General features: G+C 45.1%; 20 protein-coding genes. 16 read left to right on the plus strand and 4 right to left on the minus strand.

The features are described from left to right. Positions 1 to 33: 33 nt before the first annotated feature. The 9 genes from NIA71_RS14065 (at position 34) to NIA71_RS14105 (ending at position 8,234) form a co-directional block, all read left to right on the plus strand. A complete protein-coding gene (locus NIA71_RS14065; RefSeq protein ID WP_253020733.1) occupies positions 34 to 636 on the plus strand; it encodes a hypothetical protein in 603 nt (200 codons plus the stop codon). Positions 637 to 751: 115 nt separating this feature from the next. Continuing rightward, complete coding sequence (rpsF, locus tag NIA71_RS14070) at positions 752 to 1,039, plus strand: 30S ribosomal protein S6 (RefSeq protein WP_148397146.1); 288 nt, start codon at positions 752 to 754, stop codon at positions 1,037 to 1,039. Positions 1,040 to 1,051: 12 nt separating this feature from the next. After that, the gene (locus NIA71_RS14075) at positions 1,052 to 1,483 is read left to right on the plus strand and encodes a single-stranded DNA-binding protein (protein WP_148397145.1); all 432 of its coding nucleotides are present in this window, start codon (positions 1,052 to 1,054) and stop codon (positions 1,481 to 1,483) included. An 18-nt stretch (positions 1,484 to 1,501) separates the two neighbouring features. Then, on the plus strand, positions 1,502 to 1,732 hold the full coding sequence (rpsR, locus tag NIA71_RS14080) for a 30S ribosomal protein S18 (RefSeq protein ID WP_148397144.1): 231 nt from the start codon (positions 1,502 to 1,504) through the stop codon (positions 1,730 to 1,732). Positions 1,733 to 2,368: 636 nt separating this feature from the next. Continuing rightward, entirely contained in the window at positions 2,369 to 2,941 is a 573-nt protein-coding gene (locus tag NIA71_RS14085; RefSeq protein ID WP_253020734.1) for a hypothetical protein, read from the plus strand. Positions 2,942 to 3,087: 146 nt separating this feature from the next. After that, on the plus strand, positions 3,088 to 4,518 hold the full coding sequence (locus NIA71_RS14090; RefSeq protein WP_148397143.1) for a sigma-54 interaction domain-containing protein: 1,431 nt from the start codon (positions 3,088 to 3,090) through the stop codon (positions 4,516 to 4,518). A 247-nt stretch (positions 4,519 to 4,765) separates the two neighbouring features. Then, positions 4,766 to 6,181, plus strand: coding sequence for an MFS transporter (locus NIA71_RS14095; RefSeq protein ID WP_148397142.1), 1,416 nt, complete (start codon positions 4,766 to 4,768; stop codon positions 6,179 to 6,181). 17 nt (positions 6,182 to 6,198) lie between these two features. Then, positions 6,199 to 7,317, plus strand: a complete 1,119-nt coding sequence (locus tag NIA71_RS14100; RefSeq protein ID WP_148397141.1) for a P1 family peptidase — start codon at positions 6,199 to 6,201, stop codon at positions 7,315 to 7,317. Continuing rightward, complete coding sequence (locus NIA71_RS14105) at positions 7,317 to 8,234, plus strand: amidohydrolase family protein (protein ID WP_253020735.1); 918 nt, start codon at positions 7,317 to 7,319, stop codon at positions 8,232 to 8,234. Before NIA71_RS14100 ends, NIA71_RS14105 begins: the two co-directional genes overlap by 1 nt. 285 nt (positions 8,235 to 8,519) lie before the next feature. On the opposite strand, the gene NIA71_RS14110 is transcribed toward NIA71_RS14105, so the two are convergent. Next, a complete protein-coding gene (locus NIA71_RS14110; RefSeq protein WP_253021316.1) occupies positions 8,520 to 9,188 on the minus strand; it encodes a M15 family metallopeptidase in 669 nt (222 codons plus the stop codon). Between the two features lie 145 nt (positions 9,189 to 9,333). Between NIA71_RS14110 and NIA71_RS14115 the strand changes: the two genes are divergently transcribed. From NIA71_RS14115 to NIA71_RS14145, 7 genes are read left to right on the plus strand one after another with little or no spacing between them, the layout of a single operon-like run. Beyond that, on the plus strand, positions 9,334 to 10,068 hold the full coding sequence (locus tag NIA71_RS14115) for a DUF2232 domain-containing protein (protein WP_253020736.1): 735 nt from the start codon (positions 9,334 to 9,336) through the stop codon (positions 10,066 to 10,068). 28 nt (positions 10,069 to 10,096) lie between these two features. Next, positions 10,097 to 11,851, plus strand: a complete 1,755-nt coding sequence (locus NIA71_RS14120) for a DHH family phosphoesterase (protein WP_253020737.1) — start codon at positions 10,097 to 10,099, stop codon at positions 11,849 to 11,851. A gap of 27 nt (positions 11,852 to 11,878) precedes the next feature. Then, on the plus strand, positions 11,879 to 12,322 hold the full coding sequence (gene rplI / locus NIA71_RS14125) for a 50S ribosomal protein L9 (RefSeq protein ID WP_148397136.1): 444 nt from the start codon (positions 11,879 to 11,881) through the stop codon (positions 12,320 to 12,322). Positions 12,323 to 12,340: 18 nt separating this feature from the next. Further along, on the plus strand, positions 12,341 to 13,666 hold the full coding sequence (gene dnaB, locus NIA71_RS14130; RefSeq protein ID WP_148397135.1) for a replicative DNA helicase: 1,326 nt from the start codon (positions 12,341 to 12,343) through the stop codon (positions 13,664 to 13,666). A gap of 2 nt (positions 13,667 to 13,668) precedes the next feature. Further along, the gene (locus NIA71_RS14135; protein WP_148397134.1) at positions 13,669 to 13,869 is read left to right on the plus strand and encodes a DUF1858 domain-containing protein; all 201 of its coding nucleotides are present in this window, start codon (positions 13,669 to 13,671) and stop codon (positions 13,867 to 13,869) included. Continuing rightward, positions 13,859 to 15,130: a DnaD domain protein gene (locus tag NIA71_RS14140; protein ID WP_148397133.1), complete on the plus strand. Its 1,272-nt coding sequence runs from the start codon at positions 13,859 to 13,861 to the stop codon at positions 15,128 to 15,130. Before NIA71_RS14135 ends, NIA71_RS14140 begins: the two co-directional genes overlap by 11 nt. Beyond that, on the plus strand, positions 15,103 to 16,542 hold the full coding sequence (locus NIA71_RS14145; protein WP_253020738.1) for a M23 family metallopeptidase: 1,440 nt from the start codon (positions 15,103 to 15,105) through the stop codon (positions 16,540 to 16,542). Before NIA71_RS14140 ends, NIA71_RS14145 begins: the two co-directional genes overlap by 28 nt. A gap of 326 nt (positions 16,543 to 16,868) precedes the next feature. Here the strand turns inward: NIA71_RS14145 and NIA71_RS14150 are convergent, their stop codons facing one another. The 3 genes from NIA71_RS14150 to NIA71_RS14160 all read right to left on the minus strand — a co-directional run bounded on the left by NIA71_RS14150 (position 16,869) and on the right by NIA71_RS14160 (position 20,325). Further along, a complete protein-coding gene (locus NIA71_RS14150; RefSeq protein ID WP_253020739.1) occupies positions 16,869 to 17,972 on the minus strand; it encodes a S8 family peptidase in 1,104 nt (367 codons plus the stop codon). Positions 17,973 to 18,064: 92 nt separating this feature from the next. Next, the gene (locus NIA71_RS14155) at positions 18,065 to 19,255 is read right to left on the minus strand and encodes a BTAD domain-containing putative transcriptional regulator (RefSeq protein ID WP_148397130.1); all 1,191 of its coding nucleotides are present in this window, start codon (positions 19,253 to 19,255) and stop codon (positions 18,065 to 18,067) included. A 14-nt stretch (positions 19,256 to 19,269) separates the two neighbouring features. Next, entirely contained in the window at positions 19,270 to 20,325 is a 1,056-nt protein-coding gene (locus NIA71_RS14160; RefSeq protein ID WP_148397129.1) for a type IV pilus twitching motility protein PilT, read from the minus strand. Positions 20,326 to 20,328: the final 3 nt, after the last annotated feature.

Here is a 20,328-nt window from a genome sequence, read left to right on the forward strand (position 1 = left end):
ATATAATGGAAAAAATGTATGGAGAATTCAGGTATGAAAAAGATAATCGCAATCGTTATGATCCTTGCCGCGGCCAGCGGGCTTTGGGGATGCAGCATGAAAGATTTTACCCAGACCCTGACAATCACCGAGCCGGAGCAGGTGACAGAAGCATTTTTTGAAGGTTTAAAGAAAAAGGATACGGACACGCTGATTTTGTATACGCAAAATGAAGATATCAACATGCTCCTCCACAGCGCCGGAAACAAAGAGGATTTGGATCTGATCTACAACAGCCTTTTTAAAAACTTTACTTATAAAATTGATTCTGTAGAAAAAAACCAGGCCGAAACCGCAGCCACGGCCCAGGTCCAGGTCTGCAATTCGGATTTCAGCGGTGTTCTGAAAGATTATAATAAGGAAGCCTATTCCTATATGGAGGATAATCTTTACACGGGAAAGAACAGTAAAAAGAGTCTAAACAAAAAGTGCTTGAGTATTTTCGCAAAGCAGGTGGAAAAGGCCAGCCAGGCCGCGCTCGGTGAGCCGCAGACGCTTACCGTTAAGCTGACGAAAAACGATAATTACAGCTGGGATATGGAGCTGACTGAGGAAATGATGGAAATCATCATGGGCGGATTGATTATTCCGGTGTAAAGATTTTTCTTGATTTTTGCACAAAGTAGTGTATAATAGAAAGGCATTGAAATTTTTAATGCTCTCTGCGCCGGCAGAAGGCGGGCGCCATTTAGTCCACAGGGAGGTGAAACGAATGACAAATTATGAAGTTATGTTCATTATCGATCCAGTTTTGGAGGACGAGAAAAAGAATGCTACCGTTGAGACTGTTCAGCAGATCATCAGCGCGGATGGCGAAGTCACCAAAACAGACGTATGGGGAATGAAAAAACTTGCATATCCGATTCAGAAGAAAAATGACGGATACTACGTAGTCGTAGAATTTAAAGCAAGTGAAAATCTGCCTAAAGAATTAGACAGAAGACTGAAAATCTCAGATAATGTAATGAGACACATGATCATTAACAAAGATGAGAAATAAAGGGGTGCGGGTATGAATAATGTAGTACTGATCGGCAGATTAACAAGAGACCCTGAAGTAAGATATACTTCCGAAACGCAGATGGCGGTTGCCAGATTCAGCGTAGCCATCGACCGTCCGGTAAGAGCCGGAGGCGAAAAGCAGGCCGATTTTCCCAATGTGGTTGTATTTGGAAAACAGGCGGAAAACTGCGAACGTTTCCTGAGAAAAGGCAGACTTGTAGGAATACAGGGACGCATACAGACAGGAAAATATACCAACAAAGATGGGGCGACTGTGTATACCACGGAAGTAGTTGCTAATAACGTAGAATTTTTAGACTGGGGAGATCGGAACGAAAGAAGCGATCGGCCGGCACAACAGCAGGCCTCATCTCCGCAGAAGGATGACATGGGGATTCCAGAGGGATTCCAGGCCATCGAGGATGAGGACATCCCATTCTAAGAGAAAGGAGATAATGTCATGGATAGAAGACGCGGCGGCATGAGAAGAAAAAAAGTATGCCAGTTCTGTGCGGACAAGACAGAAACCATAGATTACAAAGACGTTGAAAAACTGAAAAAATATGTAACGGAAAGAGGTAAGATTCTTCCTAAGAGAATCACCGGAACTTGCGCAGTACACCAGAGAGAAGTAACAAGAGCGATCAAGAGAGCAAGAATCGTTGCACTGCTGCCTTATACAGCAGACTAAGAAGAACAAGAGAGCGGAATCAGCAGAATAAGACAGCTGGTTCCGTTTTTTTAGTTGGCGCGAGAGGACTTTGAATGATCCGGCCGCCGGGGCCCCGGTCCCCGGGGCGGTAAAAATGGGAAATTTTGCTTTCATGGCCCCGAAAACAAAAATTTTCTTCATTTCTATTCGAAATGGGGCAATTTGAAGGCAATGTCCATATAAAATTTTACTTTTATTGTAAGAAATAGGCGTTTTTTGAAAAAAATTAGACGACAGCAGCCATATCAGCGCAAACTTATACTGGGTAAGCTGTAGTTTTAGCGCAAACGAATAAAGATGTAAAGCCAAATTATAAAAAAGAGGCCGATTTTCTATGGACATGTGGTCTGTTTTTGGCCATTTCGAATAGGTTTTGGTAAAAAAAGTTTAAATTATTACGCAGGTTTCAATGGCCAAGCGCTTACAAATTTGCTAATAAGCTGCGCTGGCCGCTTTCTACTTTGAAGAGGTTTCGTAAATTTGCAGCCTTGTGAAAAAGGTGCCGTTTTTTACAGGCGGTTTTCTGGGATCCGGGGCCTGTCGGTTTGAAGATATGATGCAAGAGTTTTATAACAAAACTATTAGCTAACTATATGTAGAAGAAAGGAGAAGATTATGAACGGAAAAGAATTTTTCAGACAGTTCCAAAAGGCAGTAAATGAATGTGAAACAGTGTTGGAGGCCTATAGCAACAATGTAAATTTTACCAAATTAATTAATGGAAAGCTTGTCCCCTATATTATCAAAAAAAATGGACTGACTCCAGAACTGGAATACTATAGAATTGACGTAATCGGATATAAAAAATGGGAAACCGGAATAAAAAAAACAAATTTAAATTTATACCGATGGGATTTGGAAATTGCAGTTGAACATGAAAATAATGATGCGGATTGGATCAATGAACTGGTCAAGCTGCTACATATACGCTGCCCTTTGAAAGTGGTAATTTCTTATAATAGGTATGATCAGCGGGATAAAGGAGAACAAAGCGATTCAAATAAATTGGAGTGTGCTGCCAGATGCATGAAAGATATAAAATGCTTTAAAGATTCCGTAGATGCTGCCAAAGAAGAATACTTGATTATTTTGGGAAATTGCGGCGGAAAAGAAAATTATGATTCTTTTGACTATCGGGGCTATTTATATAATCATAAGCTTGGCGTATTTGAACGAATTCAAGATTAGAGACGACAAGCACAGCGCCGATCCGGATTTTGAATATACTTAGGCAAAAATTTAAAAACAGGTAGTGGGAAATCTTCCCGTACTGCCTGGGTATAACTAATTGCAACAAATAAAAAACAGGTAGAGATCAACAGGAGGACCTGGAGATGAATAGGAAGAGCAGCGATTTTCAGCTTACGCTTGAAGAATGCAAAAGAATTCTGGATCATATTAGTGGGTTGGTGGTTGTGGACAAAGATGGAACCATACGATATATGGCAAAGGAATTGAAGGAAAAAATAACCCAAACAGAAGGCGAAAATTTCTCTAAAGAGATCCTTGGAAAAAACATAAGGGAAATATACCCCGCCAGCAAATTAATAGATTTTCTGGAATCGGAAAAAAACGAGGAGCTGGCTGTTTACCTGGGAATGAGCGGTATCAATATTGCCAGAATGAAAGCGCTGTATGAGGGCAAAAAAATGATTGGCGTTGTGGACTTTGATTTATTCAGTACCGCTCAAGAAGTCGACCTGTTTTTTAATAAACTGGAGGCTCTATCAGCTGATGGACTTTTGGACTTTTCCGATCGAATCAAACGAATTATTTCCGGCAAAAAAAGAAAAAAAGCGCACAAGAAATATTCCCTTGCTGATATAATCGGAGACAGCGTACCGATTCGAGAACTAAAAAGTAAACTAGTCAGGATGTCCGAAACCGATTCGACGGTCCTGATCGAAGCTGAAACAGGCTGCGGAAAAGAGCTTGTCGCACATTCTATCCATAATCTGAGCAAGCGAATGAATTATCCGTTCATTGAAATCAACTGCGCGGCCATACCGGAAAGCCTTTTTGAATCAGAGCTGTTCGGCTACGAAGGAGGGGCCTTCACCGGTGCACAACCGGGCGGAAGACCTGGCAAACTGGAGCTGGCCGAGAAAGGGGCGCTCTTTTTGGATGAAGTGGATCAGCTGCCTTACCACATCCAGCCTAAGCTGCTGCGTGTGCTTCAGGAAAAAGAATTTTGCCGGATCGGAGGAAGAACAAAAAAAATGGATGTGCGGATTATTGCTGCATCCAATAAAAACTTAGCGCTGCTTGTGAAGGAAGGAAAATTTAGAGAGGATCTCTATTACCGTTTGAATATTATGCGAGTGACCATTCCTCCGCTGCGAGAGCGAAAAGAAGACATCCCTCTGTTTGTAGAACAAAGCATCCAGGAAATGAACGCTTTGCTGGACAAAAAGGTGGAATGTGTTTCTCCCCAAGTGATGAAATATTTCTATTGCTATAATTGGCCGGGAAATGTCAGGGAATTAAAAAACTTGATTGAACGGGCAATGAACCTCTGTGTGGGTAAACAGATCGAAGCCGGCGATTTGGGCGATTTCGTTTCAGAAAGCTTATATGGGGAAATGAAAAGCACCATTTTTACAGAAAAAAACCCTTTGGAAAAAGCCAGAGAACTGGCTGAACTAGAGGTGATTGAAAAGGCCCTGGACTTATGCGGAGGAAACAAGCAGAAAGCAGCGGAATTATTAAAAATTTCCCGGGCAACCTTATATAACAAGCTGGCCCATAGCAGCAAAAGTGTCTAAAAACCTTTACAGTGTCTAAAAAGTTAGACGTTTTTATGAAGAATGCCGAAAATAAAGGAGGAAGGAGTGTCAAAAGAATTAGACGCTCCTTTGTTTTAATGCCTAAAAAGTTTGAATTTTCATAAAAAAAGGTGGGTTTTCGGCAATATTTATAGTTTTTAGATGGCATAATCCTTGCTGTATAAATAGATAGTGTTTGTACAAACCAAAGCCTATTGAACTGATGGAATAGGAAAGGAGTAATTTTATGACAGAAAAAAAATTATCTGTCGGAACTAAGCTGGGATATGCCATAGGAGCTTTTGGCGACGCCATACCCCTTAATATCTTTAACTTTTACTTTCTGTTTTTTCTTACCGATATTGCCGGCGTGGCGCCGGTCAAGGCAGGAATGGTCTCTTCAATCGCAGTACTTTGGAATGGTGTACTGGATCCGTTTATCGGTTATTTGTCTGATAATAGTAAGAGCAGAATGGGCAGGCGCAGATCGTTTATGGCAAAAGCCGTTTTCCCGTATGGGATTTGTATGTATTTAATCTTCAGCGATTTACCTTTGCCCTCAAATATAAAGGTACTTTATTTTATGGTGATTGCGATGGCCTATTATACCTGCTATACGACCTATGTAATCCCATTTTTCGCTTTGGGCGGAGAATTAACGGATGACTTTGAAGAAAGGACCAGTGTTAGGGCCTGGGGAAGCGCGGTCGGCTACGCTACCATGATTCTGGCCTTAGCTCTGCCCCCGATGATCGTAGCTTTTGTAGAGGAAACTTTGGATAGCAGTCCAGTTCAGGGGTGGAGGACCGTTGGTACTGTCTTTGGAATTCTGATCATATTAGGAATGTCAATCTGCCTCCTATGTACAAAAGGAAAAGAGGCCGCCAATCCCAGCCCGGCACAAGGAGAGAAAGAGAAAAGAAAGAATTTCTTTTTATCTTATCTGGAGGTCTTAAAGCTGAGGCCGGTCAGATTTTTGGGAATCACCGTTTTTTTCTGGGCGATGGCTGCGGCGGCTGCCAGCGGCGGCGCAGTCTATATGCTGACAACTAATTTTCAGGTTACAGCAGGACAGCAGTCCCTCTATTTCACGTGCATCGGACTATTTTCCGTGCTTTGGGCGCCGGTCATCAATGGACTGGGGAAAAAGTTTGATAAAAAACATGTCTATTGCTGCGCGATGCTTTTCAGCGGAACTGTCCTCTGTCTGTTCGGCATCATCGGAGTAAAATCTTTTGAATGGGCCATCGCCATGGCATTTTTCTTTACCTTTGGCAATACAACCTTTTTTACTGTTTACTTTTCACTCATGTATGATTTGAGCGAACTAGACGAATATGTTAATGGAGAAGAGCGGATCGGTGCTATGGCCGGGTTGATGGATTTGATTCAAAAATGTGGAACTGCCGTTTCTATGCAGCTGCTGGGCGTGTTTTTACAATTTGGAGGATACGATGTTGCCGGACAGGAGGCAAAAGCGGCAGAAACAATCATTTCCGCCAATACCCTTCTTCCAGGAATTCTGGGCGTCTGTGCCGGACTGCTGGCCATCGTTTATCCGGTGACCAAAGCGCGCCACCAAGCACTTAAGCGTGCCTTAGAGCAAAAGAAAACAGGTAAACCCCATAGTGAAGCGGGGTTTGAAAAACTAATCAGACGTTAATAAAAAAGGAGATTATTATGAAAAAAAGAGCAAGGGAACTGGGAATCAGCTTGGACGGAGAAACCGGTACATACAATGCCATAACCGACGTGGATGGTGTCATGGTGGGTTATAGCACAATTATAAAAGGAGAACCTGAGGATTACAGTGGCATGGGATCTAATTTTGCCCGAACTGGGGTAACGGCGATTTTACCCAGAGGCAGACAGAGAAGTGTCGTATATGCAGGACGGCATGATTTGAATGGAAATGGGGAGCTGACCGGAACCCATTGGATGGATGATTCTGGATTTATACACGGCCCGATTATGATCACCAATACGAATAGCGTGGGCATTGTCCGGGATTCGGTGACAAAGTGGATGCTGGAAAATAAATTTTATCATCCGCTGGTTTTCCAGGGTAATGAAATAGAAGGCAGCGGATATTTTTATCCGGTAGTGGGAGAGACCTATGACGGCATACTCAATGATACCAATGGATTTCATGTAAAAGAGCATCACGTCATGGAAGCATTGGAAAACGCCCACGGAGGCTTTATCGAAGAAGGTAACGTGGGAGGAGGCACCGGCATGGTCTGCCATGAATTTAAAGGCGGTACCGGCACTTCATCCAGAAAGTTAAGCCGGGAAGACGGCGGATATACGGTGGGTGTTCTAGTGCAGGCCAATCACGGCGCGCGAAAATGGTTCACAATAAATGGAATTCCCATGGGCGAAAAACTTACCGGCGCTGACCCGGTTTACAACATGGCAATGGCCAAACCGGGCACGGGATCAATCATCGTCGTACTTGCCACGGACGCTCCCGTCAATCCCATTCAGCTATCAAAGATGTGCAAGCGGGTTCCCATTGGAATCGGCAAGCTGGGTTCCGGCTATGAAAATGGGTCAGGGGACATCTTTGTGGCCTTTTCCACAGCCAACGAAAATGCTTTCACCCATACCGAAGCTGTAGCGCAAATTCTCGGCGATCATAGAATGGATCCTATCTATAAAGCGGTTGCTGATGCGGTGGAAGAGGCTATTTTGAATGCTCTTTGCGCAGCGGAAACAATGGAAGGAATCCAACATAATAAAATCTTTGCATTACCAAAAGAACAGGTTGCGGAAATCCTCAGTGAAAGGAGAAGATAATGGGCAGAAAAATAATCGATTCGCACGGCCATTTAGGCGATATCCTCTATGGAAAGAACATTACTTTTAAGCAAAATGTAAGGAAGCGGGACCATCATAATTACTTGGAACAGCTGGAAGCAAACAATATGCTGATGCCGGAGGAATTTGAGAATTTAGACCCTTTGGTATTTAGTGAAAGTGCGCTCAACGAAGAGCAGGCGAGGAACCATACAGCCACTTTGCAGAACTTGCAAACGTCAATGGATGAAAACAAAATTACCGGCATATGGATTTTGCCGGTGCTGCCTCATGTCGGTTTTGAAGAAGTATTGGCGGCATCCAAGCTGGATCCGAGAATAACGCCTTTCACATGTATTGACTTTGACTTGGGAAAGGCTGCTAGTAAAAAAATTGTGCAGGATGCAGAAAAAGGTGCGGCGGGCCTGAAAATACACCCTATCCTGCAGAGGAAAAAGCTGCTGTCCTCTGAGGTGGCAGAAGCGCTGAAGGCTTGGGAGGAAACGGGTAAGCCGGTTATCTGTCATACTTATAGCTTCTGCTACTTTCATCCGGAAGAAAGCTACCGCAATGCGCCTGAAAATGGATCCAATCCGGACTTTTTAGAATTAGTGTCCCGGTTTCCCAACATTAATTTCGTGGGCGCTCATTGCGGCGGAACGTTTGATTATGACCAGTTATGGGAAGGTGCAGATATGAAAAATCTTTACGTAGATACGTCATTCCAGCCATCTTCTGTAGTGAAGGAGTTCCTGAAAAGATTCGGAGAGCGTCGGGTCCTCTTTGGCACCGATTGGCCCTGGGGACAAGAAGCGGCCCCGATTCGAATTGTGGAGGAAGCCTGCGGTGGAGACAAAGAACTAGAAGCGCGTGTCTTTTATAAAAATGCGGAGGAGCTGCTAAAAAATAGAACTTAGCCTGTGGGTCGCATAATCCTGGCAGAGTTCTATGTGAACCCTAAGGAAGTAAAGACAATCTTCCAAACCCTGAAAAATAAAAAACAGGCTGTTTTTCTATGGACAAGCAGCCTGTTTTTTCCTATTTCGAATAGATTCCCGGCATAAGATTTAACTTTTGTCTTGTGGAAGACCTGCCGCCACCGCCGCTGACCCTGAGTTCCCCTTGTCTATCCGCCAACGCCGGCCGCTTTGCTGTCCAGGCTGCAGGACGCGCTGGAGCCTGGCGCAAAACAGATCCAGCCCCTACTCCTTCTCAAAATGCTGATAATCTTTCACACTTCTCCAGTCACCGCCCCAGGTAAAACCATGCTCCATAAAAAGCTTATAGATAAAATCTCCTCGCTGGATCATAAAAGAAGCATATTTTCCAGTGCACTTTTCAGCGCTGCGCTGGGCGTAAACGTTGCCGCCGGCGGGAAGCACGGCCTTTCCCTTCACATATGGATTGATGAGGGGATTGATATCGATGGCCATACCGTAGGCGTGTCGGGACAGACTGGTGCTGCCGGTAATCTTGCGGTAATTAAAGGCCGCGGTATTGTTGGCTTCCATGGATCGGTCGTCACTGGCCCCGTAATCATCGATCAAAGACACCTCCTGCAGGGGATACTTGTGACGATAAAGCTGATAAAAGATTTCCACTGTATCGCGGGCGATCCTGCGATTGACAATCAGCTCGCCGTCCTTTTCATTACCTTCAAAATCAATGTATTTGATCCTTACATAACGCAGATCAGCCAGCGAAATATCCGGGTTTTCCCGGTAGGATTTTCCTTCAATTCGGGAAGCAATAAAAGGTGTAATTTCGCAATAAGAAAAGCCTTCTTGATAAACGGCGCCGGATGACGGGGTGATCTGAGGAAAAACAGATGTGGACGTCAGTAAAAGGCAGCTGACCAGGCAAATTGTCATTTTATTCAAAACGCTACCCTCCTTTCATATACAGTATTTTATCAAAAAACAGGCACTACATCTAGTGGCAGACAAGATCGTTTAATTGTGTTATAATAAACTTCAACCATTGAATTGCGGTACTGCCGCAAGGAAGGAACCTTTCATGTATTTGACATTTGTTTTCATAGCGGCATTGGTTCTGCCTGTTCCCATCATGATTCAAGCCATGGGAAAAAGGCTTTCGCCTTACCGGGTGGTACTGGAAGGGATCTTTGCAGGAGTTATCGGATCCATTCTTATTATGATTATTGCTTCTGCCACAGGAAACGGGATCTTAGATACGCTCCAGGAAAGCGTCCGTTACATGGCCCAAACCTTGGCAAAGGACCCGATGTTCGGGGACCTGCTTGGGAAAGAGACGACTGAGACAGAGCGGGTACAGTTTTTTACCCAGGTGTATGGACAGGCTGCTGATCTAGTGCCGTCCACCATTTGTATCTTTACAGCAATCGCAGCTTATATCGAATATACGATACTTAGCAGGATCGTAAAACCGGGCGGCGCGTTAGCGCTCAAAATGCCCAGATTTCGCGAATTTGACCTCCCAAGAAATGTTATTATCGGCTGGGTGATAATATTCCTTTTATCCTGGATTCTGGCAAAAACCGGGATAAAAATAGGAGACCTGCTATATGCCAATATAAACGCATTGTTTAACTTTGTGTTCTGCCTTCAAGGCATGTCCGTAATTTTTATGTTCTGTCATAAAAAAGGGGCGCCCAAGGCAATCGCTGTTATCATCATTCTTTTCTTTCTTTTTACCGGGCTGGGCAAGATCGCACTGCTTCTCCTGGGATTCGCGGACGTAATGTTCCGATTGAAAGAAAAACTCAGCTAGATGATACCGGAATAGGAGATTATACTACATGTATGTAAGTCGAATAGAAAAATTACTTGCCGCATATTCACCGGTGCCTCTTTGCGTACTCAATCCCCAGGGAAAAGTATCCAGAGCCAGCTCCAAGATCGACGAGGTGTTCATTTATGACGGCATCCGGGGGGCGGATATATATGCTCTTACAGGGATCAAGCATGCTGAGATTATAGCAGCAACCAGGGAGGGCAGATCGCTGACCATTTCCCGCAACGATAAAATTTTCAAGATATTGACTTCTTTTATCGGAGACGGTGAGCTGGCCAGTATTGCTATGTATTTTTTCGATGTCACCACCTATGAGATGCTCAAAACCCTTCACAACGAGGAACGGAGCTGTATGGCTATCGTCAATGTGGATAACTTCGATGAACTTACTTCCAGCACAGGAGAAGAAAAACAGATGATGCTGGCTTCGGAGATCGACAAGGTGGTTCGGAGCTGGGGAACGAAGATGAGCGCATCTATTACCAGATACAAGGAACATCTGTATTTCATGGTCTTCGAGTACAAATGTTATGAAAAGCTGGTTGAGACAAAATTTCCGATTTTGGACGAGATTCGCGAGCTGGAGACCGAATCGGACTTTCCCGTAACCTTGAGCATCGGCATCGGTGTAGCCGGCAAGAATCCAATGGAGACGGAACAGTATGCCAATGATGCACTGGAGATCGCTCTTGGCCGCGGAGGCGACCAGGCGGTGGTCAAAAACGTAAGGCGCATCGAATATTACGGCGGAAAGATGCAGACTGTGGAAAAGCGTAACAAAGGGAAATCCCGAGTGATCGCCCATGCGCTCAAACAGCTGATGGAGCAATCATCCAAAGTAATTATTATGGGTCATCGTAACCCTGACATGGACTGCTTCGGCGCTGCTTTGGGCATCTTTCGAATAGCAGCCAACATAAAAAAAGAAGCCTATATCGTGATAAACGGGTACAATGAAGCTCTCACCGCTATTTACCAGGCAGCTAAGGAAACGGAAGAATATAATTTTATTAACTCAGAAAAAGCAATTTCCCTTAGCGACGAGAACGTTCTGATCGTAGTTTTGGACACCCACAGACCTAGTTTGGTGGAATGCCCGGAGCTCCTGGATTTGGAAAAAATTGTTGTTATAGACCATCATCGTAAGGCCGAGGAAGCGATTCTCAACATGATTCTTTCCTACATGGAACCGTATGCTTCCTCCACTTCCGAGCTGGTAACCGAGATCATCCAGTATTCCGGGGATAAAAAGTCTCTGAAAAAAATGGAGGCGGAGGCGCTGCTGGCGGGAATCACCGTAGACACCAATCGATTTGCTGTAAAGACCGGCGTACGTACCTTTGAGGCGGCCTCATGGCTGCGCAGATGCGGAGCTGATACGGTTACCGTTAAAAAATATTTTCAGGCGGATTTGGAAAGCTTTCAAATTCGGGCAAAGTGCATTGCCAATGCTCAGTTCTTGGAAGACGGCATCGCGATGTCCGTTTGTCAAGGAAGGAACCCCAACGCCCAAATCGTCAACTCCCAGGTAGCCGATGAGCTTCTCACGGTACAGGGAATCCAGGCGACCTTTGTCGCCGGACAAAACGAGCATGGCCAGACCGTGGTAAGCGCCCGATCTCTGGGAGATGTAAACGTGCAGCTGATCATGGAACAGCTGGGAGGCGGCGGACATCTCAACACGGCCGGTGCTCAGGTAACGATGACGCCGGAAGAAACTTTGGAAAAATTAAAAGAAATTCTGAAAGATTTTCTTTAACTCATCACATTAGGAGGTTACAATAAAATGATAGTAATATTGCAAAAAGATTTAAAAGGTACAGGCAAAGCCGGAGACGTTGTAAAAGTAAGCGACGGCTACGCCAGGAATATGCTGATTCCCAAGGGAATCGCCAAAGAAGCGACAGAGGGCAATATAAAGAGCTTAAAAAAACAAAAAGAAATCGCGGCAGAAAAAAAGGCAGAGCAAAAAGCGTCTGCCGAAGAAACAGCTAAAAAAATCAGCGCTCTTTCCGTAACCATCAAGACAAAAGGCGGCGAAGGCGGCAGACTTTTCGGCTCCATTACATCCAAAGACATCGCCCAGGCGCTGGCGGACCAGCATAAGATCAAAGTCGACAAGAAAAAAATCGAACTGGAAAGCCCTATTAAACAGACTGGAACATTTACTGTTCCGATTAAGCTGTATCCGGAAGTATCCGCTCAGCTGAAAGTGACTGTTACAGTCTAAAGAGAAGAGGAACGAAACATGGAAAGAATTCCTCCTCATAATGGAGAGGCTGAACGCTCGGTACTAGGTTCGGCACTGCTGGATAAGGATGCTCTGTTCGATGTGGTAGAGCTTTTGACGCCGGATGACTTTTACAGCGAAACCCATAAAGAGATTTTTAAAGCAATTACGGATTTATATAAACGAAGCGCGCCGGTGGACGCGCTGACCGTTTCCGAAGAATTGAAAAAACGCAATTCGCTGGAAATGGTAGGCGGCAGGGCGTACATAGCAACACTTTCGGCAGATGTCCCATCCACATCCAACGCGGCCGAATACGCAAAGATCATTTCACAAAAGGCATCCCTTCGCAGGCTCATATCCACGGCCGATGATATTGTTCAAAAGAGCTACGAAGAAAATATGGATACCAATGCGATTCTCGATTTTGCGGAACAGGGAATCTTTGAAATAGCCCAAAAAGGGCAGAAGAGCGATTTTGCCCATATTAAGGACGTACTGCTGGAAAACATCAATATTATCGACAGAATTTCCCAGCTGGACGGAAATTTGACCGGACTGACAACTGGATTTCGCGATCTGGATCAGATGACTTCCGGTCTGCAGAGATCCGACCTGATCATACTGGCCGCAAGGCCGGCCATGGGAAAAACTGCTTTTGCCCTAAGTGTGGCGCAGCAAGCAGCGATCAAGGGCGACGCCAGCGTGATGATCTTTAGTATGGAGATGTCCAAAGAGCAGCTTGGACAGAGACTGCTCTCTATGGAATCCCGTATTGATATGCAGAATTTAAAAACAGGAAACCTGGAAAGAAAAGATTGGGACCAGATCAATATGGCGCTGGACGTTCTTTCCAGAGCAAATATAAATATCGACGATACGCCCGGCATCAGCATCATGGAGATGAAGAACAAATGCCGCCGCTTGAAAGCAGAGAGCGGATTGGACTTGATCGTCATTGACTATCTCCAGCTAATGAATCTGGAAGGTAAAAAAACGGACAGCAGAACGCAGGAAATTTCGGCCCTCTCCAGAAATCTCAAGCTCCTGGCCAGAGAGCTGGACTGCCCGGTCATTGTTCTTTCTCAGCTGTCACGTGCCCCGGAGCAGCGGCCCAACCACAGGCCTATGCTGGCTGACCTGCGGGAATCCGGTTCTATCGAGCAGGACGCAGATATTGTAATTTTCCTTTATCGGGATGAATATTACAATGAGGATACCGATAAGCCTGGAGAATGCGAAGTTATTGTTGCCAAGCACAGAAGCGGCCCGACCGGCACAGTGGATGTGACATGGCTGGGTAAATACACAAGATTTGCTGACAAGAGCAGCATTGGGAGGTAACCATGAAGGAAATCACCAAGGATATGATGATTTGCGAGATATTAGACTTAAATCCCCAGCTGGAGGACGTCTTTATCTCTCACGGACTGAACTGTGTGGGCTGCCCGGGCAGCAGCGGCGAGACCCTCCAGGATGCGGCAGAAGGCCACAGCGTCGATCTGAGCAAACTATTGGAGGATCTTAACAAGGCTAATGAACTTTAGGCGAGAACAAATAAAAGACTACTATTTATTGGACACGGATGTCGAGAATATTTTTATCAACGAATACATGGCTTCAGCTCCCGGAGACTATGTGAAGGTTTATCTTTTTGCCCTTATGTATGGAACCCTGGGGGAGGATATGGAAAATGAAACCATAGCCAAACAGCTGGGCCTGCAGGAAGAGGATGTGCTCAAAGCATGGACTTATTGGGAAAGCATGGGTGTTATTCGCAAATGCCGAAAACATGCAGAAGACAAATTTAATTATCAGGTAGAATTTATTAACCTAAAAGAGCTGCTATACGGCAAGACGCCCAAAAAGAAAAAGAAGCAAGTGGATGACAGCGCAAAAGCGGTCATGGCAGATAAAAATATTCAGAGCATGTATCGTTCCATCGAGCGAATTGTGGGCAGAGTGATCAGCGGCGCCGAGATGATGGAAATCCTTTCCTGGATCAACGATTTTAACGCTTCACCGGAAGTTATCGTTTACGCATACTCCTACTGCGTTTCCAGAGAGAAGAAGAACATCCGCTATGTAGCGGCTGTTGTCAAACGCTGGGTGGCAGAGGGTCTAAACGATGTACTGGCGGTGGAAGAATACTTGAAAGAGCGGGACCAGAGGCACTACCTATACAAACGCGTTCTTAAGGCGCTGGGGTTTGATCGAAATCCGACAGAAGAAGAAAAAAAGATCATGAACCGCTGGTTTGAAGAAATGAATTACACCATCGACAAGGTGTTGGAGGCCTGCGGAAAGACCAGCGGCATATCCAACCCAAACATCAATTATGTCAACAAAGTACTGGTGAACTGGTTTGAAGAGAAGAATGGCACAGTTGACGGCAAGCCCAAAGCAATGTCTGTTTCCACAGTTCTCAAATATTACAACTACTTGCGAAATAAGGAAGAAGATGAAGCTGAGGCACGCAAAAGAGAAGTTTATAACAAAATCCCGCGTCTGCGGGAAGTAGAAGAAGAAATGAATTCTTGCAGCATGCAAATGTCTAAAGTCATCATTTCGAACAGGATAGACAAACAAACTGAGGTCAAGAGACTGCAGGATACGGTAGACAGTTTGAGCAGAGAAAGAGCAGTTCTTTTGACGGACAACGACTTTGAACTCGATTATCTGGATGTGCACTATAAGTGTAAAATATGTAAGGATACCGGGACTAACGACGAGGGTGAGCGCTGCGAGTGCTTTAACCTCCGGACGAGAGAGGCGGAACTATGGCAGAAAAATTTAGCAACCGAATAATCACATTAACAGAAAAATTGAATAATAAAAAGCCGGGAAAATTTACCCAATTTAGAAAATTTGCAGAACATCACAGAATTCTGATTTTAGCAGTATTTACTGCATTTATCGTCGCAACGGTAGGAATGCTGGGCATATTCAACCACTATATGGCATATGAATACTCCTATAATGGAAAGGTTTTGGGAATTGTTAAAGATAAGGAGGACGTTCTTAAGATCACCGATCTGGTACAGAGCGCCCTTACCGAAGAACGGGATATCGAGGTTGTCATTGATAAAAAGAAGGATATTGACTTTAAACGTGTGTCAGCCTTTGGTAAAGACACCCATATCGATACCTCGGAAGAAGTGCTTAAAAGACTTACCTATGTGGGCGATGTCAATGTAAAAGCTTACAGTATTACTGTTAACGGAAAACATGCAGCAGTCGTTGACAGTGAAGAATCTGCAAAGAATGTGCTCAGTGCAATTAAAGATGAGTATACCGATCAAGGCGAGAATGTAGTCGTTGAGGACGCAAAATTTGTTGAAGATGTAGAAATCAAAGAGGTCAACACGGATTTGGACAACCTGCAGCAGGAAGAGGATGCTAAACATGCGCTGAAAACCGGATCTGTTGTTGAAAAAACACATATTGTCACTGCTGGAGAAACTCTGGCGGACCTGGCTAAAAGCAACAATATGACGGAAGAACAGATCATAGAAATGAATCCGGAAATTAACCCCAAAAAGCTGGAGGTGGGCAGCGAGGTTAAACTGCAGGAGGAAGCACCGGTCGTTACACTCAAGGCATCCGAGCTGGTTACATATGAAGAACCTATCGATTTTGAAACCGTAGAAAAGAAGTCCGACAAGATCTACGAAGGCGAAAAAGAAGTCAAGACCAAAGGCAAAAAGGGTACAAAAGTCATAACAGCCAGGGTCGAAAAGAGCAACGGCAAGGAATCAACAAAGGTTCCAATTGTGGAAAAAGTTGAAAAAGAACCGACGACAGAGGTCATTCTTGTGGGCACTAAGGAGAGGCCGCCTACGATCGGATCAGGAAAATACATATATCCAGTTACCAATTATCGCATATCTTCACCGTTCGGTGCGCGCTGGGGAAGAAACCATAATGGTGTCGATCTGGCTTGTGCAATGGGAAGTGATGTCGTTGCCGCTGACGGCGGAACCGTTACTTGGGCCGGATATAAAGGCAGCTTTGGATACCTGGTCATCATCGACCACCAGAACGGAATGGAGACCTATTATGGACATAACTCCAAACTTCTGGTCAAGGAAGGCGATAAGGTCTACCAGGGATATCACATCGCGGAGTCCGGGAGCACCGGAAGGAGCACTGGCCCTCATTGTCACTTTGAAATTCGTGTCAATGGAGATCCGGTCGATCCGATGAAATATTTGCCATAGTTGAAAAAAGAAGAAAGCCAGTCCAGGAAATTGGACTGGCTTTTAAAATGCTTGATATATTCAGTTATACGCAGTCCCTGATTTGTTAAATTATAGAACAATTTCTACGAAAATGAATGCTGATGCTTATTGCTAGAACGTGATATAATTTATAGGTCAGGGAGACCTGTGGATTGAAAGAAAGATGAAATTAATAAAGAAGAGATAATCGACAGCCGATTTTCTCTTCTTTGTTTTTGCAAAAAATGGACATCAAACCACAGGTATCACCAAAAATCTTGGCACATCAAAATCCGCCCGGACTGGCGAACCGGCTGGTCTGCCAATTATCGCAAAACACCCCTATATAACCTCCCCCAGCCCTGTTCATTGCGGCTGGCGCTGCTTACCGGCCGGGCCAAATCCAGCAGGGCGCTTCTCACCTCCAGAGGATGGGCCTGAGGGTGCCTGGCGCAATATTCAGCAGCAAGACCGGCTACAAACGGCGAGGACATGGACGTTCCGGTCTGAGCAATGTACCCTTTCGGGTTTTGTGAGGACAAAGAAATGATATCAACGCCGGGAGCAACTACATCCGGCTTAGGCTGGCCCGAAGGAGTTGGCCCCCGACTGGAAAAGTCGGGAATATGATTATCACAATCACATGAACCGACGGTCAAAACAAAGGGGCTGGTTCCGGGAGATGTGATGCTTTGCCGGTCAGGTCCGCTGTTGCCCGCGGCAGCAACAACACAAAGTCCTTTAAAAACCAGTGCGTTAGCGCCCAGAACGAGGGGATCGATCTGTGTATAAGGAGAAGAGGCGATTCCCAGAGAAAGATTGACAACCCGTATGTTATAGCGCTGATGGTTATCATAAATCCATTGCATGGCGGCAAGAATATCGGAAGCATTTCCATTTCCCTCCTGGTCAAGGGCCTTCAGCGAAACCAGAGCGGCGCCAGGAGCGGTTCCCTGGAACTTGCCTGAGGAATACCCATTCCCCAGAACAATTCCAGCTACATGCGTACCATGCCCGTCATCGTCATAGGGCGTTTTTCTGCCATTTACAAAGTCTTTAAAATAAAGAATTCGGTTAAACGGCTTAATTAAATCGTAATGAGGTGCCACGCCAGTATCAATGACAGCGACGGCGACGCCTTCTCCCCGGCGCCGATAGCCTCTGCTGCGGCATTCAAAAGAGCGACTTCCGACAGGAGCGCTTTGAATCGGAAGCTTAGATACCGCCACATCCTCCGACATCATGGCTACACGGCGATTTGTTTTGATTGCTTGAACCTTTTCTTCCGGAATTTCAACGCACAACGCATTGAGAAAGGGAAGTTCATATTTGATGCGGCCGAAATTTTCAAGAACACATGAACGAATATCTTCAATATTCTGCCGCGGATATAAAATAAACGGGCGGTTTCGCCCTTGCTGTTGTTCCATTAAAAAACCTCCAAAACCTGGTCATTTCTATATGTATATGAATACATACAGATAAACGTACCGGGCGTTGGAGGATCTACAGCCTTCGATTCCTATCTTGGCTTTGAAACAATTGGTTTAATCTTATAGCTGATCACAAAATCCGGGATTGAATGCTGGCTATAAAATGCTTTTTTCACACGCTCCATAGCGATGGTTCCGGTTTTATGGTTGATGGCCGGGAGCAGGATCGCGAATTGGGATGGGCCATATCGGGAAATGGTATCGCCCTTCCGCAGATTATGTTTGAGTGTATCAAGAAACATCTCCATGATCTTATCCAATAGGAGCAAATCCGTGTGCTCTTTTTTATCCGCCGGAAGAATGGTGATGAGCCCCAGGAAAATGGTGATGTTCAATCGCTCCAGATTGCGCATGTTCAACTTGTAAATATCCTTAAAGATCGAATAGTCGCAGACAAAGGCCGCATTATCCTCTTCCTCCGACTGCAAATCCCGGCAAATAATATCCAGGCTGGCATTGGAATCATGCTCCACTTTGACCAGGTCCTTGTAAAAAGAAAGGATCTCCGTGGAAGGCGTTACCCCCAGCTGTGTATAGTGAAGATTAACCGTATAGTTATAATGGGACATGGCTTCATTTTTCATTCCCAGCTCGAGCAGTGAGGTCATAAGGTGAAGATTCAGTTTGGAGTCAAACATATCCACCTCCAGCCCTTTTCTGGATAAATGCATAATATCGTTGTATCGCTGCTGTTTTTCCAAGAGATCGATCTGTAGATAGAGAACCTTTAAGTATATGTTATGGAAATACATGCTCTTGGGAACGATCCACGTTTCAGTATCATAGCCGGACAGTAAATCACCCTGATATAAACGCAGGATTTCCTCAAAAATCGGCTCCGTTTCTTCGGTTAATTCGGTCACGTCCAGCGCCTCCTGGCAGAGTTCATCAAATCTGAAAATATCAATGTCCGCATTTAAAGCGTCATTCCAGCGATAAGCCCCCTGCTTGGTGATAATCGCCTTATCCAGGCCCTCCTCCTTTAAATTCTGCCGTAAGCGGCTGATTAAAGTTTTCAGAGAGCTTTCCGGGTTGGCGTTTTCCTCTCCTGGCCAGATGCTTTCAAAAAGGCTGAAATTGCTGATGTTGGTATCTTTATTTAAAAGTAAATATTGTAAAAGCGCTAGTTTCTTTTTGGAGTTTCCCAGCTTGGGAACAATATCAATGCCATCAACGACGATCATAAAACGACCAAGCATATAAATTTCCACTTTTGCCATAGGTTTTGTCCTCCCTACAATTTTCTTAAAAAGGCTTCTGGCGAAAAGCTGTGCGCCGTTGCCGTGTGTTTATCGATCCGACCCGCCTTATACAGCTCAAGCAGGCTGGAGTCCATACTAATCATGCCATCCTTTGCCCCTGAATGAATCGCAGATTCAATTTGATGAGTCTTGGCATCGCGAATCATTGTGCGCACAGCAGGAGTGGCTTTCATTAGTTCAAAGGCCGGAATCAGGGAGGAATCCTCCGCGACTAATAGCTGCTGTGAAATGACGGCCTGCAGCACCATCGACAGCTGCAATCGGATTTGCGGCTGTTTTTGCGATGGAAAATTATCGACAATTCGATCAATGGTATTGGCGGCACCCAATGTGTGAAGCGTTGATATGACCAGATGGCCGGTTTCCGCAGCGGTCATAGCCACGTTGATGGTTTCCGGGTCCCGCAGTTCTCCCAGAAGAATGACATCCGGCGTCTGGCGCAGCGATGCTCGCAGGGCAGTGAGATAGCTCTCCGTATCGAGAGAAATTTCTCTCTGGCTGACAATACTTTTCTTGTGAGGATGCAGAAATTCAATCGGTTCCTCCAAAGTAATGATATGCGAGTTTCTTGTGGAATTGATACGATCAATCAAACAAGCCAAGGTGACGGATTTTCCGCTGCCGGACGGGCCGGTGATTAGGACAAGCCCTTTGGTGTATTCCGCCGCATCCATGACCTGCAGGGGAATATGCATATGATCCGGCTGGGGCAGATCAAAAGAAATAACCCGAATGACAGCGGCCAATGAACCTCTCTGCTTGTAAATACTGGCGCGAAATCTGGCAACGCCGGCAATTGCGAATGAAAAATCATCATCGCCGCTGCGAAGCAGTTTTTCTGTCTGCCTGCTGCCAGCTAATCCATAAATGGCAAAGATCAGCTCCTGAGTCTCCTTTGGCATTAATACCTGATCAGAATAATCCACGATGCGGCTGTTGATCTTAAAACCCAGCGGTCTTCCGGCAATGATAAAAATATCCGAAGCATTTTTATTCGATGCGTCTTTCAATACATCCGTGATGTCCATATC

The sequence above is a fragment of the Ihubacter massiliensis genome (assembly GCF_024125305.1).
GTDB lineage: Bacteria > Bacillota > Clostridia > Peptostreptococcales > Anaerovoracaceae > Hominibacterium > Hominibacterium faecale.

Bases quoted from the DNA above. Each gene is read 5' to 3' on its own strand.
- NIA71_RS14095 (WP_148397142.1), top strand. From the start codon at position 4,766: ATGACAGAAAAAAAATTATCTGTCGGAACTAAGCTGGGATATGCCATA.
- NIA71_RS14075 (WP_148397145.1), top strand. From the start codon at position 1,052: ATGAATAATGTAGTACTGATCGGCAGATTAACAAGAGACCCTGAAGTA.
- NIA71_RS14065 (WP_253020733.1), top strand. From the start codon at position 34: ATGAAAAAGATAATCGCAATCGTTATGATCCTTGCCGCGGCCAGCGGG.
- NIA71_RS14155 (WP_148397130.1), bottom strand. From the start codon at position 19,255: ATGGCAAAAGTGGAAATTTATATGCTTGGTCGTTTTATGATCGTCGTT.
- NIA71_RS14115 (WP_253020736.1), top strand. From the start codon at position 9,334: ATGTATTTGACATTTGTTTTCATAGCGGCATTGGTTCTGCCTGTTCCC.
- NIA71_RS14145 (WP_253020738.1), top strand. From the start codon at position 15,103: ATGGCAGAAAAATTTAGCAACCGAATAATCACATTAACAGAAAAATTG.
- NIA71_RS14140 (WP_148397133.1), top strand. From the start codon at position 13,859: ATGAACTTTAGGCGAGAACAAATAAAAGACTACTATTTATTGGACACG.
- NIA71_RS14090 (WP_148397143.1), top strand. From the start codon at position 3,088: ATGAATAGGAAGAGCAGCGATTTTCAGCTTACGCTTGAAGAATGCAAA.
- rpsF (WP_148397146.1), top strand. From the start codon at position 752: ATGACAAATTATGAAGTTATGTTCATTATCGATCCAGTTTTGGAGGAC.
- NIA71_RS14150 (WP_253020739.1), bottom strand. From the start codon at position 17,972: ATGGAACAACAGCAAGGGCGAAACCGCCCGTTTATTTTATATCCGCGG.
- NIA71_RS14120 (WP_253020737.1), top strand. From the start codon at position 10,097: ATGTATGTAAGTCGAATAGAAAAATTACTTGCCGCATATTCACCGGTG.
- rpsR (WP_148397144.1), top strand. From the start codon at position 1,502: ATGGATAGAAGACGCGGCGGCATGAGAAGAAAAAAAGTATGCCAGTTC.
- NIA71_RS14110 (WP_253021316.1), bottom strand. From the start codon at position 9,188: ATGACAATTTGCCTGGTCAGCTGCCTTTTACTGACGTCCACATCTGTT.
- NIA71_RS14160 (WP_148397129.1), bottom strand. From the start codon at position 20,325: ATGGACATCACGGATGTATTGAAAGACGCATCGAATAAAAATGCTTCG.
- NIA71_RS14100 (WP_148397141.1), top strand. From the start codon at position 6,199: ATGAAAAAAAGAGCAAGGGAACTGGGAATCAGCTTGGACGGAGAAACC.
- NIA71_RS14135 (WP_148397134.1), top strand. From the start codon at position 13,669: ATGAAGGAAATCACCAAGGATATGATGATTTGCGAGATATTAGACTTA.
- rplI (WP_148397136.1), top strand. From the start codon at position 11,879: ATGATAGTAATATTGCAAAAAGATTTAAAAGGTACAGGCAAAGCCGGA.
- NIA71_RS14105 (WP_253020735.1), top strand. From the start codon at position 7,317: ATGGGCAGAAAAATAATCGATTCGCACGGCCATTTAGGCGATATCCTC.
- dnaB (WP_148397135.1), top strand. From the start codon at position 12,341: ATGGAAAGAATTCCTCCTCATAATGGAGAGGCTGAACGCTCGGTACTA.
- NIA71_RS14085 (WP_253020734.1), top strand. From the start codon at position 2,369: ATGAACGGAAAAGAATTTTTCAGACAGTTCCAAAAGGCAGTAAATGAA.